The 17,832-nt window shown below is 65.0% G+C and carries 17 protein-coding genes; 4 read left to right on the top strand and 13 right to left on the bottom strand.

Annotation, left to right across the window (positions count from 1 at the left end; genetic code table 11):
- Positions 1 to 39: 39 nt before the first annotated feature.
- On the bottom strand, positions 40 to 2,340 hold the full coding sequence (locus J7347_RS05880) for a UvrD-helicase domain-containing protein (protein WP_209161303.1): 2,301 nt from the start codon (positions 2,338 to 2,340) through the stop codon (positions 40 to 42).
- Positions 2,341 to 2,486: 146 nt separating this feature from the next.
- Between J7347_RS05880 and J7347_RS05875 the strand changes: the two genes are divergently transcribed.
- Entirely contained in the window at positions 2,487 to 3,008 is a 522-nt protein-coding gene (locus tag J7347_RS05875; RefSeq protein WP_245173884.1) for a hypothetical protein, read from the top strand.
- A 102-nt stretch (positions 3,009 to 3,110) separates the two neighbouring features.
- On the opposite strand, the gene rsmD is transcribed toward J7347_RS05875, so the two are convergent.
- The 3 genes from rsmD to J7347_RS13415 are packed head-to-tail and all read right to left on the bottom strand — an operon-like array spanning position 3,111 to position 4,550.
- A complete protein-coding gene (gene rsmD / locus J7347_RS05870; protein ID WP_209161302.1) occupies positions 3,111 to 3,656 on the bottom strand; it encodes a 16S rRNA (guanine(966)-N(2))-methyltransferase RsmD in 546 nt (181 codons plus the stop codon).
- The gene (locus J7347_RS05865) at positions 3,656 to 4,411 is read right to left on the bottom strand and encodes a pseudouridine synthase (protein WP_245173883.1); all 756 of its coding nucleotides are present in this window, start codon (positions 4,409 to 4,411) and stop codon (positions 3,656 to 3,658) included. The genes rsmD and J7347_RS05865 overlap by 1 nt, the downstream gene beginning before the upstream one ends.
- 10 nt (positions 4,412 to 4,421) lie before the next feature.
- Positions 4,422 to 4,550: a hypothetical protein gene (locus tag J7347_RS13415; RefSeq protein ID WP_280635680.1), complete on the bottom strand. Its 129-nt coding sequence runs from the start codon at positions 4,548 to 4,550 to the stop codon at positions 4,422 to 4,424.
- A gap of 75 nt (positions 4,551 to 4,625) precedes the next feature.
- On the opposite strand from J7347_RS13415, the gene J7347_RS05860 reads away from it, so the two are divergent.
- Positions 4,626 to 6,422 (top strand): MFS transporter, encoded by a 1,797-nt coding sequence (locus J7347_RS05860; RefSeq protein WP_209161300.1) that lies wholly within the window; start codon positions 4,626 to 4,628, stop codon positions 6,420 to 6,422.
- Between the two features lie 16 nt (positions 6,423 to 6,438).
- On the opposite strand, the gene J7347_RS05855 is transcribed toward J7347_RS05860, so the two are convergent.
- The 5 genes from J7347_RS05855 to trpB form a co-directional block, all read right to left on the bottom strand.
- Positions 6,439 to 7,728 carry a folylpolyglutamate synthase/dihydrofolate synthase family protein gene (locus J7347_RS05855; RefSeq protein WP_209161299.1) on the bottom strand — a complete coding sequence of 430 codons (1,290 nt, stop codon included), beginning with the start codon at positions 7,726 to 7,728 and terminating at the stop codon, positions 6,439 to 6,441.
- Positions 7,729 to 7,753: 25 nt separating this feature from the next.
- Positions 7,754 to 8,602 (bottom strand): acetyl-CoA carboxylase, carboxyltransferase subunit beta, encoded by an 849-nt coding sequence (accD, locus tag J7347_RS05850; RefSeq protein WP_209161298.1) that lies wholly within the window; start codon positions 8,600 to 8,602, stop codon positions 7,754 to 7,756.
- A 77-nt stretch (positions 8,603 to 8,679) separates the two neighbouring features.
- Positions 8,680 to 9,459 carry a tryptophan synthase subunit alpha gene (gene trpA / locus J7347_RS05845; protein WP_209161297.1) on the bottom strand — a complete coding sequence of 260 codons (780 nt, stop codon included), beginning with the start codon at positions 9,457 to 9,459 and terminating at the stop codon, positions 8,680 to 8,682.
- The gene (locus J7347_RS05840; RefSeq protein WP_209161296.1) at positions 9,456 to 9,632 is read right to left on the bottom strand and encodes a hypothetical protein; all 177 of its coding nucleotides are present in this window, start codon (positions 9,630 to 9,632) and stop codon (positions 9,456 to 9,458) included. Before J7347_RS05840 ends, trpA begins: the two co-directional genes overlap by 4 nt.
- An 86-nt stretch (positions 9,633 to 9,718) precedes the next feature.
- Complete coding sequence (trpB, locus tag J7347_RS05835) at positions 9,719 to 10,912, bottom strand: tryptophan synthase subunit beta (RefSeq protein ID WP_209161707.1); 1,194 nt, start codon at positions 10,910 to 10,912, stop codon at positions 9,719 to 9,721.
- 207 nt (positions 10,913 to 11,119) lie between these two features.
- Between trpB and J7347_RS05830 the strand changes: the two genes are divergently transcribed.
- Positions 11,120 to 11,584 carry a porin family protein gene (locus J7347_RS05830; RefSeq protein WP_245173882.1) on the top strand — a complete coding sequence of 155 codons (465 nt, stop codon included), beginning with the start codon at positions 11,120 to 11,122 and terminating at the stop codon, positions 11,582 to 11,584.
- A gap of 53 nt (positions 11,585 to 11,637) precedes the next feature.
- Here the strand turns inward: J7347_RS05830 and J7347_RS05825 are convergent, their stop codons facing one another.
- Genes J7347_RS05825 through purB form a run of 4 tightly spaced genes read right to left on the bottom strand, consistent with a single transcriptional unit; the run spans position 11,638 to position 14,790 of the window.
- Complete coding sequence (locus tag J7347_RS05825) at positions 11,638 to 12,267, bottom strand: phosphoribosylanthranilate isomerase (RefSeq protein WP_209161295.1); 630 nt, start codon at positions 12,265 to 12,267, stop codon at positions 11,638 to 11,640.
- Positions 12,268 to 12,302: 35 nt separating this feature from the next.
- On the bottom strand, positions 12,303 to 12,980 hold the full coding sequence (gene pyrF, locus J7347_RS05820) for an orotidine-5'-phosphate decarboxylase (protein ID WP_209161294.1): 678 nt from the start codon (positions 12,978 to 12,980) through the stop codon (positions 12,303 to 12,305).
- Entirely contained in the window at positions 12,977 to 13,378 is a 402-nt protein-coding gene (locus J7347_RS05815) for a hypothetical protein (protein ID WP_209161293.1), read from the bottom strand. The genes pyrF and J7347_RS05815 overlap by 4 nt, the downstream gene beginning before the upstream one ends.
- Before the next feature lie 50 nt (positions 13,379 to 13,428).
- Positions 13,429 to 14,790, bottom strand: a complete 1,362-nt coding sequence (gene purB, locus J7347_RS05810; protein ID WP_067681736.1) for an adenylosuccinate lyase — start codon at positions 14,788 to 14,790, stop codon at positions 13,429 to 13,431.
- A gap of 234 nt (positions 14,791 to 15,024) precedes the next feature.
- On the opposite strand from purB, the gene J7347_RS05805 reads away from it, so the two are divergent.
- Positions 15,025 to 17,829, top strand: a complete 2,805-nt coding sequence (locus J7347_RS05805) for a DUF3857 domain-containing protein (RefSeq protein ID WP_209161292.1) — start codon at positions 15,025 to 15,027, stop codon at positions 17,827 to 17,829.
- Positions 17,830 to 17,832 lie beyond the last annotated feature (3 nt).

Below are 17,832 nucleotides of genomic sequence, written 5' to 3'. Positions count from 1 at the left end.
CTCCCGCCGGGAGCGTTGCGGTAATGCCAGAGCCGGTGGCTAGTCCGCCAGCTTGACGAAACTGTCGATCACGCGCTTGGTCCCGGCTTTCTCGAACGCGATTTCGAGCTTGTTGCCTTCCTGGTCGGTCACTTCGCCATACCCGAATTTCTCGTGGAAGACGCGTGCACCGATCGCGACGTCGGTCCGGGCCTTGGCGGCGAAGCTTGCGGCGGAACGCTTGTTTTCGCCGATGCGCGCCTGCTTGGTCTCGTATCCGGTGGCGAGCGCCCGCTGCCAGCCGGGGCCGCGCGCGGTGCTGCGGTCGGGCCGGTCGCGCGAGACGTGGGCGAAGGGATCCTCGCTCTCGCTCCAGTTCGCGCGCCATAGGGATGCGCCGCCGCTCATCGTGGTTTCCTGCTCGATGTGTTCGTCCGGCAATTCCTCGATGAAGCGGCTCGGGATGGAACTGGTCCACTGGCCGAAGATACGGCGATTGGCAGCGTGCAGGATCGTGCATTTGCGCCGTGCCCGCGTGATCGCGACATAAGCGAGGCGGCGTTCCTCCTCCAGCGAGGCGAGCCCGCCTTCGTCGAGCGCGCGCTGCGAAGGAAACACGCCTTCTTCCCAGCCGGGCAGGAAGACGTTGTTGAACTCCAGCCCTTTGGCGGCATGCATGGTCATGATAGTGACCTTCTCGTCATCGCCTTGCGCGTCATTGTCCATGACGAGGCCGACATGCTCTAGAAAATCGCCGAGCGTGTCGTATTCCTCCATTGCGCGGGCGAGCTCGGAAAGGTTTTCCGCCCGCCCTGCGCTTTCGGCGCTGCGTTCCTTGGCGAGCATGTCGTCATAGCCGCTTTCGGACAGGACGAGGCGCATGAGATTAGCGGGCGTCTCCCGCTCCGCCGCTTCGCGCCAGTGGACGAACTGCTTCAGCAACCCAGTCAGCATGTTGCGCGCGCGGGCCGGCAGTTCGTCGCTGTCGACGAGGTCGAGGCTGGCGGCGGCGAGCGGAAGGCCGGTGCGGCGCGCATGGCGGCGCATCGCTTCCAGCGTCTTGGCGCCGAGGCCGCGCTTGGGTTGGTTGTAGATGCGTTCGAAAGCGAGATCGTCGGCAGGCTGGGCGATCACGCGCAGATAGGCGAGCGCATCGCGGATCTCGGCGCGTTCGTAAAAACGGAAACCGCCCACGATGCGGTAATTGAGACCGATCTGGATGAAGCGGTCCTCGAACTCGCGGGTCTGGTATTGTGCGCGGACCAGAATTGCGATCTCGTCCAGCGGAGCACCTTCGCGCTCCAGCCGCTCGATATCCTCGCCCACCCGGCGCGCTTCTTCGGGGGCGTCCCACACGCCGATCACGCGCACCTTGTCGCCCGCCGGAAGCTCGGTCCACAGCGTTTTGCCGAGGCGCTGGCTGTTGGCGTCGATCAGGCCGGACGCGGTCGCGAGGATCTGGGGCGTGGAGCGATAATTCTGCTCCAGCTTGACGACCTTGGCGCCGGGAAAATCCTTTTCGAACTTGAGGATATTGGCGACTTCCGCCCCGCGCCAGGAATAGATCGACTGGTCGTCATCCCCCACCACGCAGATATTCTTGCGCTCCTGCGCCAGCAGGCGAAGCCACAGATACTGGACCTGATTGGTGTCCTGATATTCGTCCACCAGTATATATTTGAAGCGCCGCTGATACTGTTCCAGCACGTCGCGATGCTGGCGAAAGATGTTCAGCATGTGCAGCAGCAGATCGCCGAAATCGCAGGCGTTGAGGCTTTTCAGCCGCTCCTGATACAGGCGATAGAATTGCTCGCCGAGCCCGTTGGCGTAGCTTTCGTTCTCCACCGCATCCAGATCGCCGGGATTGAGGCCGCGGTTCTTCCACCGGTCGAGCAGACCGGCGAGCTGGCGGGCGGGCCAGCGCTTCTCGTCGAGATCGTTTTCGCGGATCAGCTGTTTCAGCAAGCGCAGCTGATCGTCGGTATCGATGATGGTGTAGTTGGATTGCAGCCCGACCAGTTCGGCATGGCGGCGCAGCATCTTGGCGCCGATCGAATGGAAGGTGCCGAGCCAGGGCATCCCTTCCACCGCCTGGCCCATGTGGCGCGCCACCCGTTCGCGCATTTCGCGCGCGGCCTTGTTGGTGAAGGTGACGCAAAGGATCTCGCTCGGCCAGGCGAGGCGCATGGCGATGAGATGCGCGAGCCGCGCGGTCAGCGCCGCGGTCTTGCCCGTGCCTGCGCCCGCCAGCATCAGCACCGGCCCTTCGGTGGTGGTCACCGCCTCGCGCTGGGGCGGATTCAGCCTCTGGGCATAGGCAGGCAGATCGTCGCGAGACGTGGGGACAGTGAGATCGGTCATGAGGTCAGGCGAACAGGTAGGGAACGGCGGGCCGCCGTGCAAGCGCTGCGACGAGCCGAGCCGCAGCGTCGGGCACGCGTCGGAACCTCCAGCGGGGTTTGCCCGTTAAGAGGGCCATAGACACGATCCACGAAAGGATACGACTTATGAAGACTCTTCTTGCCGCAGGCGCCGCTCTTGGCCTCGCCATCGCCGCCGCTCCCGTGACCGCGCAGTCGGCCAACACCACCGCGACCGCGTCCATGCAAATGACCGCCGCCCAGAAGGCGATGTATGATGGCTGGCCCGCCGATCGCCGCGCGACGTATGACGCATGGCCCGCCAATGCGAAGACCTATTACTGGACGCTCACCGATCAGCAGAAGCAGGGTTGGTGGATGCTCAACAACGAACAGCGCGTACGCATTGTCGGCATGACTCCGGCCCAGCGCACGCAGGCCTGGACCGCCATCGCATCGCAGATGGCCGGTAACATGAACAATGCGTCGGCAACCGGTTCGGCGAACATGTCGAACACCGCGAGCGCGCGTAGCACCAATATCCGCTTCGTCAGCAATGCCCGCGTCCAGCCCACGCCGGGCGACCAGGGCCCCCCGCCGCCGACCGCACAGCTTCCGATCTGCGAACCGATGCAGCAGGACAATTGCATCAATCGCGGCGCGCGATAAATTAGCTGCCACCCGCGAGCCGCGCATCGCGCGATCGCGGAGCTTGGAAGGGGGCGGAGCTGCCATGGCGGCTCCGCCCTTTTTCGTGCGTGAAATTCCGATCTAGGACGCGAGGCGCAGGAGAGTGAGCTTCGCCTTGCCGACCTTGCGTTCGGCATCGACGGCGAGCAGCTTGACCGCGACATCCTCGTCCTTCGCGGTTTCCAGCGCGATCCAGGTCGCTTCGCCGATCCAGCCCAGCCTGATCATCCGGTCGAGCGCCACCTGGCCCGCTCCGGTCCCATAGGGCGGATCGAGCAGGATCAGATCGTGCGGCTGCTTGGCCGGGCCAAGGCTCATCACCGAACCCGCTTGCACCGTCGCCCGATCGCGCGCTTTCAGGGCCGCGATATTGGCGCGAATCGTATCGAGTGCTGCGCCGTCATTCTCCACGAACAGGCAATGGCCCGCGCCGCGCGACAGCGCTTCGAGGCCCAGCGCGCCCGATCCGGCGAACAGATCCGCGACCGCGAGATTCTCGAACGATCCCAATCGGCTGGCGAGCATGCTGAACAGCGTTTCGCGCGTCCGATCGGCGGTCGGCCTCGTCGCTTCGCCCTTGGGCGCGGTCAGTTTGCGCCCGCGCCATTCGCCCGCGACGATACGCATCAGCGCCCCCGCTTCAGCGATTTGCGAAAGCGCTCGACATCCGACTGGCGAATTTCCACCGCCTGGCCGCGCGGCAGGTCGGCGAGTTCGAACGGGCCGTAGGCGGTGCGCAGCAGGCGGTTCACCTTCAGGCCGAGATGCTCGAGCACGCGGCGTACTTCGCGATTTTTGCCTTCGGTCAGCGTCATCTCGATCCAGCGATTGCGACCGCTGCCCCGTTCGAGATCGGCTTCGATACTGCCATAGCGCACCCCGTCGATCGTGATGCCTTCCATCAGATCGTCGAGCTGCGTCTGCGATATCTCTCCGAAAGCGCGCGCGCGATAGGTGCGCGGCACGCCGGATGCGGGTAACTCCATCGCGCGCTTCAATTCCCCGTCATTGGTCAGCAGCAACAGGCCTTCGGTGGAAAAATCCAGTCGCCCGACCGGCATCAGACGCGGCGTGTTCTTCGGCAGCGCGTTGCGCAGCGCGGTATAGATCGTCGGCCGCCCTGCGGGATCGCGCTCGGCGGTGATAAGGCCGGAAGGCTTGTGGAAGGCGAACAGGCGCGACGCTTCGGGCGCGGCGACGGGCTTGCCGTCCACCGTCACGCCCTTGAGGCTTTCCAGCTTGATCGCCGGCGTATCCAGCACCTTGCCATCCAGCGCCACGCGTCCATCGGCGATCATCCGTTCGACCTCGCGCCGACTGGCGACACCCGCGCGGGCGAGCAATTTTGCGATCCGGTCTCCGGTTTCGGGCAGGGCAGGCATGGCCGCGGCTTTAGGTCCGCGCGCCCGCGCTGTCCATCTCGTCGCGCACGCTCGCCTGATCGCCATCTGCAAAGCCGCCTTTTGGCGCGAGACCGGTTTCGATGCAGCGTCCACTCGCGATAAAGTCGGTAAGCGCCATCGTTCAGGTTCCCTTCGCTTGCGACGCTGCTAGGGTCGCTCGAAATTCTTACGAAATTGGAAGGACGTACCCGGAATGGCGCCAGTGGCAGGACAGACGAAGCGAAGCGCCTGGAAGGTGCTCGGCCTGGCGCTGAGCAATCGCAAGACCGTCTTCATGCTGCTGTTCGGCTTTGCGCAGGGCCTGCCGCCCGCGCTGTTCCTCGGCACGCTCTATGCCTGGCTGTCCGAGGCGGATGTCGATCTCGAAACGATGGGCGTCTTCAGCCTCGTCGGGCTTGCCTATGCGTTTCAGTTCCTGTGGTCGCCGCTGCTCGACAGGGTCGATATTCCGGGCGTGCGCAAGCTTGGTAAGCGCAAGCAATGGATCGCGCCGATGCAGTTGATTGTCGGCATCGCACTGGTGGTGATGAGCACGCTCAATCCCGCGACCTCGCTCGGCTGGTTCAGCCTGCTCGCCGCGATCGGCGCCTTCGCCAGCGCGACGCAGGATATCGGCATCAACGCCTGGCGTATCGACGTGGCGGACGAGGTCGCGACGCTCGATATCCTGTCCACCATCACGCAGATGGGTTTCCGTCTCGCCAGCCTCGTCGGCGGTGCGATCGGGCTCATCTTGGCGGAAAAGAACGGCTGGCCGTGGGTCTATGTCATGTTCGGCTTCGTCATGCTGGCGATCGGGATTGCCGGGCTGTTCGCGCCCGATGCCCGCGTTTCGGACGATAAGGTGGCGACCGCCGCCGCCAGCGACGCCGAAGTGGCGGAACTCTACGAAGTAGGCGAAGTCACGCCGAAAATCCGCAACCGCGCTCTTCTGGCGGTGGGTATCCTGTGGGGCTGGGCGATCGTGACCGTGGTCGTCTTCATGGTCCGCAGCATGACCTCGACGCCAGAGCTGCGGCCCGACGTCACGCTGTTCACGACCACTTACGGGCCGTTGATCGTGCTGGCGACCATCGTGCTGCCCGCCTTCATCGCCGCCTGGGTCGTCAAGCAGAAGCGCGACGGAAAGAACGTGATCGCCGCGCACGAAGCGGGCGCCGCGATCGAGCCGCCGACAGTCACGTTCACCGATCATCTCTATCGCGCGCTGGTCCTGCCGCTGGTCGAATTCGTCAGCCGGATGGGCTGGTCGCTGGTGCTGGTGCTGGCGCTGGTGCTGACTTACCGGATCACCGATTCGGTCTGGGGCGTGTTCGCCTACCCGTTCTATCTGGGCGAGCTGGGCTATACGGGCGAGGATGTGGCCTTCGCTTCCAAAATCCTCGGCATCTTTGCCATTCTGATCGGGCTGGCGCTGGGCGGGTGGCTGATCACTCTGCTGGGCCGGATGTTCATGCTGACGCTGGGCGCGATCGTCGCGGCCGCGACGAACCTGCTCTACGCCGATCTGGCCGAAGGCGGGGCGCTGATGCAGGCGGCGAGCGACGCGATCGGCTTTACTTGGCTGGTCAATTTGGTGGCGAACGGCCTGTCCTTCCTGTTCTTCACCTCCGCCCCGCCTTCCGAAGGGCTGGCGCGGCTCTCCTTCACGATTTTCTGGGAGAACTTCGCCATCGGGATCGCGGGTGCGGCCTATATCGCCTGGCTGTCGAGCATCGTGGCCAAGAAATACGCCGCCGTGCAGTTCGCGCTGCTCGCTTCGCTGACGCTGCTGATCGGCACGCTGGGGCGCGGCGCGCTGGGCGAGATGATCGAAGTGCGCGGCTATACCTACGTCTTTTTTTTGACCGCGCTGATCGGCGTGATCGCCGTCATTCTCTGCATCGCGGAATGGGTGCGCGTGGTCCGTTTGGGCAAGGATGCGGGCGTGGTGGCGCCGGATACGAGCGAGTTGGCGACGGAGCCGGCGGAGACGCCCCAAACCGCTTGAACGACGGCCTGACTGGCTAGTCGGGCAGTTCGCCAGCGAGCTGGAGGACCGTGCCCGCCAGATAAAGCGAGCCCGCAATCAGCACCGGCAGGCCGTCCTCCGGCAGCGCGGCGAGGGCGGCGGGGACATCGGGCGCGGATTTCGCATCCGGGCCGAACGCTTCGGGCGCGTGGTGATCGTGGCCGGGCACCGGAACCACGGTAAGACTGGCGAGATTATCGCCAAGCGGATCAGTCAGCGCCTTCGGGTCCTTCGCCTCAAGCATCCCGACGATCAGGTGCAGTCGCTGGCCCTTAAAATGCGCTCCTAGCATCGCGCCCGCGCTGGGATTGTGGCCGCCATCGAGCCAGACTTCGCGATTGCCCGTCAGCGGACCCGGCGCGAGCCGCTGGAGCCTCGCGGGCCAGCGCGCGGCGCGGATACCCTCGGCCACCGCCTCGCGCGAGACAGAGACCACGTCCTGATGCCGCAGCATGGCGATCGCGAGCGCAGCGTTCTCGATCTGATGCGGGCCGGGCAGGGTGGGAGCGGGCAGGGCCAGTTCGCCATGCCGGTCACGGTAATGGAGGCCCGCCAGCTCGGCGCTGGCATCCCAGTCGCGGCCCTTCACGGCCAGCGGCGCACCCGCCGCCATAGCCGCCCGCTCGACTTCCAGAAACGCGCCTTCGGGATAGGACAGGGCGACGACCGGGCGGCCCGGTTTGACGATCCCCGCCTTCTCGAACGCGATACGGGCAAGCGGTTCGCTCGGCGTGCTGTCCTCTGGCGCGAGCAGGAAGCGCTCGTGATCGATACCCAGCGCCGCGATGCCGCAGATCGCCGGGTCCTCGATTACATTGGTCGCGTCGAAACGTCCGCCGAGACCCACTTCGATCACGCAGACATCGGCGGGCACGCGCGCAAATTCCACGAAGGCGGCGGCGATGGTGACTTCGAAGAAGCTTGGAGCCAGCTCCTCGCCCGCATCCAGCACTTCGGCCAGCAATTCCGCCAGCCGTGCATCCTCGATCAGCCTGCCCGCCACGCGGATACGTTCGTTATAGCGCACCAGGTGCGGGCTGGTGGTGGCGTGAACTCTCTTGCCGTCCGCTTCCAGCATCGCGCGCAGGAAGGCGCAGGTGGACCCTTTCCCGTTCGTGCCCGCGACATGGAAGACCGGCGGCAGGCGCAGATGCGGATTGCCCAGCCGATCGAGCAGCGCGCGGATCGTGCCGAGCCCCAAACGACCCTGCGGTACGCTGAGCGCTGCCAGCCGATCGAGCTGGCGCTGGACGGCGGGATCGGCGGAGGTGGCGAAATCCATCATTGCCTCCCCGGAGCGATCGAAACCGTCAGGCCGCCTTCTTGGGCGAGAGGTAGTCCAGCACCGTCGCCAGCGTGTCCTTCAACTCGCTGCGGTGGACGACCATGTCGACCATGCCATGCTTGTGGAGATATTCCGCGCGCTGGAAGCCTTCGGGCAATTGTTCGCGGATCGTGTCCTGAATCACGCGCTGGCCCGCAAAGCCGATCAGGGCGCCGGGTTCCGCGATGTGAATGTCACCCAACATGGCATAGCTGGCCGTGACGCCGCCCGTGGTCGGATCGCTCAGCACCACGATATAGGGCAGACCTGCCTCTTTCAGGCGGCGCGTCATCACGGTCGCCTTGGGCATCTGCATCAGGCTGAGGATGCCTTCCTGCATGCGCGCGCCGCCCGCTGCGGTCACCACGACATAGGCGCAATTGCGTTCGATCGCACGCTCGGCGCCCTTGCAGAAGGCAGTGCCCACCGCCATGCCCATCGATCCGCCCATGAAGCCGAAATCCTGCACGCCGACCACGGCGGGCGTCCCGTCGATCTCGCCCGATCCGACGGTGAAGGCGTCCTTGTGCGGATTCTTCGCGCGCGCCTGTTTCAGGCGGTCGGTGTATTTCTTCGTGTCGCGGAACTTCAGCGGATCTTCGCGCACGTCGGGCTGCGAGAGGACGCCGTAGCCCGGATCGAGTATCTGGCGCAGCCGCTCGTCCGCGCCGATGCGCCCGTGATGGTCGCAGCGCGGGCAGACATAGAGATTGTCCTCGTATTCCTGCGCGAACACCATTTGCTGGCATCCGGGGCATTTGACCCAGAGATCCTTGTCGGTCTCCTTCTTGGGCAGGAAAGTCAGCGAGTTTCGGACGCGATTGAACCAGTTCATGGGCCGGACCTATAAGCGTATTTCAGGCGCATGACAGCCCCCCACGCGCATGCGTGCTCAGGCGCGCGCGAGTGGGATCAGCGCGCCGAATGCACCGCCTCGGCCAAAGACGCGGTCAGGGCGCGCAGATGCTCGGGCGCATCCGCACCGTGTTCCGCCACCAGATCGACCAGCGCCGATCCGACGACCACACCATCGGCAACGCGTGCGATGTCAGCGGCTTGCTCGGGCGTCCTCACACCGAATCCCACGGCCACGGGAATGTCGGTCGCCTGCTTGATGCGCGCGACATTCGTCTCGATCGATTCGATCGCCGCCTGCTGCATCCCGGTGATGCCCGCCACCGCGACGTAATAGAGGAAGCCCTCGCTCCCCGCGACGACCTGCGGCAGGCGCCTGTCGTCGGTGGTCGGCGTGGCGAGGCGGATGGGGGCGATCCCTTCGCGGCGAAGGGCCGGGCCAAGCGCGTCGTCCTCTTCGGGTGGAATGTCGACGCAGATTACGCCGTCGATGCCCACTTCGGACGCGGCTTCGGCGAACCATTCCGGTCCGCGACGGACCATCGGATTGGCATAGCCCATCAGGACCAGCGGTACGTCGGGATGGCGCGCGCGGAACATCGCGGCGATGCCGAGCACGTCAGCCGTGGTCGTGCCAGCGCCGAGCGAGCGGATATTCGCCTTTTGAATCGCGGGGCCGTCGGCCATCGGATCGGTGAAGGGCATGCCGAGCTCGATCACGTCCGCGCCGCCCGCGACGAGCGCGTCCAGATTGGCGGCAGTGTCGCCATCGCCTGCGGTAAGGAAGCAGACGAGGGCGGGGTGGGGCTTGGCGAAGGCTGAGGAGAGGCGGGTCATTTCCGTGCTTTCACCTGCGCAAAGCCAACCATGAACAGTCCTAAACCTGAAACAGCTAGGGCGAGCCATCCGAATGTCGATAGTTCTTGCGGAATCCGCCAGTCCTGATGGAAATAATTCATCGGTGCACCGTTACCTTGCGCGGCGATACCTTGTTGGTAGGCGTCACCCATCCATACGGCGACGGCTCGCCCGTAGTAGATTTCTCGTAGAAGTATTCCGACCGCGATAAGCGCTAAGCCGGTCCAGCCTATCGCTCTCACATTTCCACTCCCAACCGTTCGGCCACGGTGAAGATGTCCTTGTCCCCGCGCCCGCATAGATTGGCGAGGATCACCGCGTCCTTCGGCATTTCCTTCGCCCGCTTCGCGACTGCCGCGATGGCGTGGCTCGGCTCCAGCGCAGGGATAATGCCCTCGGTCCGGCAGAGCAGCTGGAATGCCTCCAGCGCTTCTTCGTCCGTTACGGCAGTGTATTCGACGCGGCCCGAATCCTTCAGCCAGGCGTGTTCTGGGCCGATCCCTGGATAATCGAGCCCCGCGCTGATCGAGTGGCCTTCGGTGATCTGGCCGTCCTCGTCCTGCAACAGATAGGTGCGGTTGCCGTGCAGCACGCCCGGAAATCCGCCGAGCAGGGACGCCGCGTGTTCGTTGCCGTCGAGCCCACGCCCCGCCGCCTCGACACCGAGCATCTTCACGTCCGCATCGTCGAGGAAAGGGTGGAACAGGCCGAGTGCGTTCGATCCGCCGCCGATCGCGGCGACCAGCAGGTCGGGCAGGCGGCCGGTGCGGTCCTGCATCTGTTGGCGCGCTTCCTTGCCGATCACGCTCTGGAAATCGCGCACCAGCTCCGGGTAGGGATGCGGTCCGGCGGCGGTGCCGATGATGTAGAAGGTGTCGTCGACATTCGCGACCCAATCGCGCAGCGCTTCGTTCATCGCATCCTTCAGCGTGCCGCGCCCGCTCGTCACCGGGCGGACTTCGGCACCCAGCAATTTCATGCGGAACACATTGGGCGACTGGCGGCGCACGTCCTCCGCGCCCATGAACACCGTGCAGGGCAGGCCGAACCGCGCGCACACTGTGGCGGTGGCGACACCGTGCTGGCCCGCGCCGGTTTCCGCGATGATGCGCGTCTTGCCCATGCGGATCGCGAGCAGGATCTGCCCGATACAATTGTTGATCTTGTGCGCGCCGGTGTGATTCAGCTCGTCGCGCTTGAACCAGATCTGCGCGCCGCCGACCGCTTCGGTCAGCCGCTCGGCGAAATAGAGCGGGCTGGGGCGGCCGACATAATGTTCGAGCAGGTCGTCGAATTGCGCCTGGAAGGCGGGATCGGCCTGCGCGGCGCGATATTCGCGCTCCAGATCGAGCACCAGCGGCATCAGCGTCTCGGCGACGTAGCGCCCGCCGTAATCGCCGAAATGGCCGCGTTCGTCGGGCATGTGACGCATGCTGTTGGCGAGAGTGGCGGTCTCGTCAGGCTTCGTGGTTTGTTCGGTCATCGCCACAGCGATTGGCAGAGGGTCCGATCCATGTCCACTGGCTTCACCTGCGGGTGCCATCCAAAGCAGCGCCGTCGCTAACGCGTATTTTACGTATCGATTGTAGCTCTCCGCTTCGGGGATCGGGCTTCGGCCCTCTTGGAACAGGGAAAAAATATGCGTTTCATGAAAATGGGATCGGCTCTGGCACTCTCGGTATGCGCCGCGCCGGCGATTGCGGGCGAATCGACCGGCGGGCCGCGCGTGGAACTGCGCGGCGGTGTGGCTTGGTCGCACGGTCATACAGATCCTGTCATCGGCGCTGCGGCGGGTTACGATTTCGATCTCGGTAAGGGCAGTTTCGCAGGCGCCGAAGTCTCGGTTGAGAAAATGCTCGCCGACGACACCCATTGGGAATGGGCGCTCACGGGCCGGTTGGGAACGCCGGTGAGCAAACGCGGCAAGGTTTTCGCCAACGCAGGTTACACCTTCACCCATTACGAGGAAGCGCCGCACCAGGGCGGCGGGTACGAACATCATATCGGCACGGGCAAGGCCTATGTCGCTTTGGAATATCGCCACGTATTCGGCGATTACCACGAAGTCGACGCGATCACCCTTGGGATCGGCACGTTCTTCTAGGGAGCCGGTCGGACCGGCTGTTCGGGCGAGGCGTGGCGTAGAAACCCGACGAATCAGGCGGCGCGCACCGCCTCGCAGAATGCCTTGATGCGGCCGATATCCTTGACGCCCGGTTCGGTCTCCAGCCCGCTGGAAGCATCGACCAGCGGCGCGCCGGTGCGCGCGATCGCTTCGCCGACATTGTCCGGTGTCAATCCGCCTGCCAGCGCCCAGGGCATGAACGGCTCCCACCCGTCGAGCAGATCCCACTGGAAGCTGACGCCGTTTCCGCCGGGCAGCGCTTTTGCGGGCGCATCGAAGAGGAGGCGATCCGCCGCGCCTTCGTACTTCTTCGCGTTTTCGAGGGTTTCCGCAGAGCGCAAGCCGATCGAGCGCCAGGATTCGACCTTGATCGTGTCGCGCACCAGCTTGATCCATTCGGGCGTCTCGGATCCGTGGAATTGGATCACGTCGGGCCGGATCGCCTCGTAGGCGCGGGCGAGCGGTTCGGGCTGCATCGCCACGGTGACGAGCACCAGCTTGACCGATTCGGGCACGCGGCGGCGCAGCTTCGACGCCTGTTCCAGAGTGACATGGCGCGGGCTCTTCTCGAAATGGACGAAGCCCACATGGGTCGCGCCCGCATCGACGGCGGCGTCCAATGTCTCGGGCGTGGAGAGCCCGCAAATCTTTATATCGGTCATTCTAGATCCTGGGCTTGTCATGCCGGAAATTCGTATCAGAGCGTCGCTTCGATGGCGCGGGCTGCGGCGAGCGGGTCTTCGGCGCGGCTGATCGGGCGACCGATGACGAGCACGCTCGCCCCCGCGTCACGAGCCGAGCGGGGCGTGACGGTGCGCTTCTGATCGCCCGCCGATGCGCCCGCCGGTCGCAGACCCGGAACGACGAGGAAGCCGTCCTTCCATTGTTTGTGGACTGCGCCGACTTCCTGGCCCGAACACACGATCCCGTCCAATCCGGCATCCTGCGCCAGCTCGGCGAGGCGCAGCACGTGATCGTGGGGCGAGACCGCGATGCCGGTGCGTTCCAGATCGCGCTCGTCCAGGCTGGTGAGCATCGTCACTGCGACGACGCGCGTGTGTTCGCCCGCAGCGGCCTTGGCATCCTCCATCATCGCGCGTCCGCCGCTGGCGTGGACGGTGACGATGGCCGGTTCGAGCGTGTTGATCGCCTGCATCGCGCTTGCAACGGTATTGGGAATATCGTGCAGCTTTAGATCGAGAAAAATCGGCAGCTTCGCCGCATGCGCGATGTCGAGCACGCCGTGATGCCCGTGAGCGCAGAAGAATTCGAGCCCCAGCTTCAATCCGCCGACATGCGCGCGGACCTTCATCGCCAGGTCGCGCGCCGCGTCCAGTTGCGGCAGATCGAGCGCGAGATAGACGGGATTGCTCATGGGTTGTCCGGCCGGGTCGGGGCAGTGTCCGATTCGACTGCGATGGCAGGCTCGTCATCGGTGTCAGTGGTGGTCGCTTCGGTTTCGACACCATCGCCGGGACGGGTCGGCGCGACCGGCTCTGTCACGACAGGCGTGGCCGCCGCGGCGGTGGCATTGGCGCGCGCAGCCGATTCCAGACCAGCGATCCGCCGCTTCAGCCGCCATTTGGTCCCGCGATGGATCAGCCACATCGGCACGAGGCCGAGCAGGAAGGCGACGATCACCAGCGCCGGAATCTTTGTTTCCAGCACGATATTCGTCCAGATCTGCACTTCGACCGGATTCCAGTTGAAGGCGGTGAAGATCAGCAGCGCGGCGAGGATCACCACCCAGACGATCGTGCGGACGATTTGCATGGTCTGTCTATCCTTCCCGAAAGATCGGTATCGAGCCTACGCAGCCGAGCCTACGCAGCGCCCGGCGCTTCGTCCAGTTCCCCGCCATCGGTAGCGGCTTCCGCGTCGAATACCCGCTGAAAGATCGTATCGACATGCTTGAAGTGGTAGCCGAGGTCGAATTTTTCCTCGAGCTGTTCGGGCGAGAGCGCGGCGGTCACTTCCTCGTCCTGCTTCAGCAGATCGAGCAATTGCATCCGCCCGTCCGATTCCCACACCTTCATGGCGTTGCGCTGGACCAGCCGATACGCATCTTCGCGGCTGACGCCCGCCTGGGTGAGCGCCAGCAGGACTCGCTGCGAGTGCACCAGGCCGCCCATGCGGTCCATATTGGCCTGCATGCGTTCGGGATAGACCAGCAGCTTTTCGACCACGCCGGTCAGTCGTGCCAGCGCGAAGTCGAGCGTGATCGTCGCGTCCGGCCCGATGAAACGCTCGACGCTGGAATGCGAGATATCGCGCTCGTGCCACAGGGCCACGTTTTCGAGCGCCGGGAGAGCATAGGCGCGGATCATGCGGGCCTGGCCGGTCAGGTTCTCGGTCAGGATCGGATTGCGCTTGTGCGGCATCGCGCTCGACCCTTTCTGGCCGGGCGAGAAATATTCCTCCGCTTCCAGCACTTCGGTGCGCTGCAGATGGCGGATTTCGACCGCCAGCCGCTCGATCGAGCCCGCGATTACCGCCAGCGTGGCGAAATACATGGCGTGGCGATCGCGCGGGATCACCTGGGTGCTGACCGGCTCGGGAACGAGGCCGAGCTGTTCGGCGACATAGGCCTCGACCTGAGGGTCCACATTCGCGAACGTGCCGACCGCGCCCGAAATGGCGCAAGTCGCGATTTCGGCGCGCGCATCCCACAAGCGGGCGCGGCAGCGCTCGAACTCGGCATAGGCCTGCGCGAGTTTCAGGCCGAAAGTGACCGGTTCGGCATGGATGCCGTGGCTGCGACCGATGGTGGGGGTGTATTTGTGTTCCTCGGCGCGGGTCTTCAGCGCGTCGAGCAGGCCGTCCATGTCTTCGAGGAGAATGTCGGTCGCCCGCGCGAGCTGGACGTTCAGCGTCGTGTCGAGCACGTCGGAACTGGTCATGCCCTGATGCATGAAGCGCGCTTCATCGCCCACCTGTTCGGCCACCCAGGTGAGGAAGGCGATCACGTCGTGCTTGGTCACCGCCTCGATGGCGTCGATCGCCGCGACGTCGATCGCGGGCTCGGTCTTCCACCAGTCCCACAGCGCCTCCGCCGCGCTTTGCGGCACCACGCCCAGATCGGCGAGCTTGCTGGTCGCATGTGCCTCGATCTCGAACCAGATGCGGTATTTCGCCTCCGGCTCCCACAGGGCGGTCATGGCAGGGCGGGCATAACGGGGGACCATCGGAGACTCCGGATCAGACTGGGCGAGGGATTTCGCGGCAGCGGCTAGGGGGCGGCATGGATAAAGGCAAGGCCATGACCGGCCCCGACCGGATACCCCGGCGATTGCGCGGATTTCCCGGTGCCAAGCCAAGTCTCGTCCAAAGCGGAACCAAGTGCCCTTGTGTCCGACGTAAACCCAAGGCAGGATCGGTATCAGGAAGCGGCCCCGTTTGGCCGTTCCAGGGGGAATTTCATGCATAGTTTTCGGGTCGCCGCCGTGTCATCCATCGCGATCGCCTGCGCGGCGTTCGCCGTTCCGGCCTCGGCCGGGGAGGAACCGCTTTATCAACCGGCGCCCGATTGGGTCGGCTTCGAACCGCTGACGCAAGAGGATCTGGCGGTCGAATCGCCGCTGGTTCGCGCGGAAAAGCGGGTTCGGCTGGAGGATGGACGGGTCTGGTCCTATTCGGACGCGGCCCTCCGGTTGGGCACGCCGGAAATGCTGACCCAGATGAATCAGCTGGCGCATGTGTGGATGCCCGACAAGGGCGATCTCATCTTCCACAGCGTCCAGCTTATCCGCGACGGTAAGGTCATCGACCTGTTGGCCGATGGCAATCGCTTCGAAGTCCTGCGGCGCGAGCAGGAGCTGGAGAAGCGCGTGCTCGACGGGCGGCTGACGGCGACCATGCCGCTTTCCGGCGCGCAGGTCGGCGACGTGCTACGCATGGCAGTCTCGACGACGGTCAGCGATCAGGCTCTGGGCAGGGAGATGCAGTTCATCGACGGCCTCATCGCCGAGCCGATTCCGTTCGGCGATTTCGGGATGGAAATCTCGTGGCCCGAAGATGCCGACATCAAGTGGAAAATCCGCGGCGAGGCCGAGGAGCCGACCGTGAGGACCGCGAACGGCTACACAATCCTCGAAGTCGATCTGCCGCTGCCCGAACAGCCCGAAATGCCGCAGGACGCGCCGCTGCGATATCTGATCCCGCCGATGATCGCGGCCACCAGCTTCAGCGATTACGCCCAGGTATCGCGCGTCATGGCACCCTATTTCGCGACCGAAGGCACGATAGCTCCGGGCAGCGATCTCGCCAAAGAAGTCGCGGCGATCGCCGAAACGGCCGGTTCCGACCGCAAGCTGCGCGCCGCGCTGGCGACTCAATTCGTGCAGGACCGGGTCAGCTATCTGATGAACGGGATGGATGGCGGGAATTACCTGCCCCAATCGCCCGCCGATACGTGGAAGCTGCGCTTCGGAGACTGCAAGGCCAAGTCCCTCCTGCTCGCCGCGATGCTGACAGAGCTGGGGATCGAGGCCGAGAGCGTGCTCGTGCGAACCCAGGCTGGCGATGCAGTACCCGAAATGCTGCCCGCTCCCGCCAGCTTCGATCACGTGATCGTGCGCGCGACCATCGACGGGACGGATTACTGGCTCGACGGGACTTCGCGCGGGACCAGGCTCGCCAATATGGACGAGGTACCCGCCTTCTATTTCGGGCTGCCCCTGCGCGAAGGCGGCACCGATCTCGTCGCTCTCGACGAGCGCGGGCAGAGCGTGCCTGACGGGGACGTTCGCCTGGTCCTGGACAGCCGGGCGGGCGTGGCAGTGCCGGCCCTGTTCGATATCACGGTAACGAACACCGGCGCGGCGGCGGTGGGCGTGGAAAGTCTCGACCAGATCGCCGATGACGATACGCGCCGCGACGTCGTCGCCAGCGTAATTTCGGGTGTCCTCGGCGAAGTCCGGATGAGCGATTATTCGGTCGAATTCGACGAGGAGACGGGGGTCGCCACCTACAGGGCGAAGGGTCTGATCACCACGCCGTGGACCCAGGATCGCGGCGTCTATCGCCTGTCCGCGCCCGCGCAGGCCGCGGCGGATTTCTCGATCGATTCCAACCGGTCGCGCGCGGCGTGGCGGGACATTCCGATGCGGATCAATTACCCGCTCTATTACCGCTCGCAGGTCGAAGTGCTGCTGCCGGAAGAGGCGGATGCCTTCACGCTGCGCAATGGCGATCCGATCGATACCGTCATCGCGGGCGTCCAGCTGACGTCGACCACGCGGTTGGACGACGGGAAACTGACCATCGCGCAGACCAATCGCAGCACCCGCCCCGAAATCCCTGCCGAGGAGATCGCGACCGCCCGGCGCGAAGCGGCGCGGCACGAGCGCGCCCTGCCGCTGCTGATCGCTCCCGAAAGCGCGATGCGCGCGTGGGAATACGGCAAGGATCGCAGCCGTCTGGCGGCGATGGAAAAGATCTACGCCGATCTGATCGAGGAGGCGGATGCGGACGATCCTTCGGCCTATCTCAATCGCGCTTCGTTCCGCCTGGGGACGCTGGATTACAAGGGCGCGCTGGCGGATTACGATGCGGCGCTCGCCATCGAGGCGGATGAGAACACCTATTTGGCCCGTGCGGAACTCTACGGAATGATGGGCGATCTGGAAGCCGCGCTGGCGGATATCGAGACGGCGGAAGATCTCTCGCCCACCGGCTGGAGCTATCCGCAGCGGGTCCAGTGGCTTGGGCGCCTCGGCCGTGCGGACGAAGCGCTGATGCTGGCCGAAGAATATGCCGACTATGTCGAAGAACGGCATCGGGCCGATCAGGTCATGGCCGAAGCGCTCGGCTGGGCCGGGCGGACCGAGGAAGGTCTCGCCCTGCTGGAGGAGACGCTGGCGGCCCGACCCGGCGATGGCGGCACGCTCAACGCGATGTGCTGGCTGGCGGGCACACGCGACGCGGTGGACGATGCGATGATGGCGCATTGCGAAGAGGCGGTGCAGCGTTCGAGCTACAGTCCCGGCTCGCTCGATAGTCGCGCGCTCGCTCATTATCGCATGGGCGATTACGCTGCGGCTCTCAACGATGCCGATGCGGCCCTGCGCGAACACCGCGAATTGCCTGAGACGCGCTATTTGCGCGGCCTCATCCTTATTGCGCAAGGCAATCGGGCGGAAGGCTGCAAATCGATCGCCGAAGCGGTCGCGATGCGTCCGGGTGTGGAGGCGGAATATGCGCAATGGGGGCTTGCCCCCAGATAGCGC

Source organism: Erythrobacter sp. A6_0 (genome assembly GCF_017744235.1).
GTDB lineage: Bacteria > Pseudomonadota > Alphaproteobacteria > Sphingomonadales > Sphingomonadaceae > Qipengyuania.
Note: the sequence above shows the minus strand (reverse complement) of the source record. Positions and strands in the feature narration are given on the sequence as shown.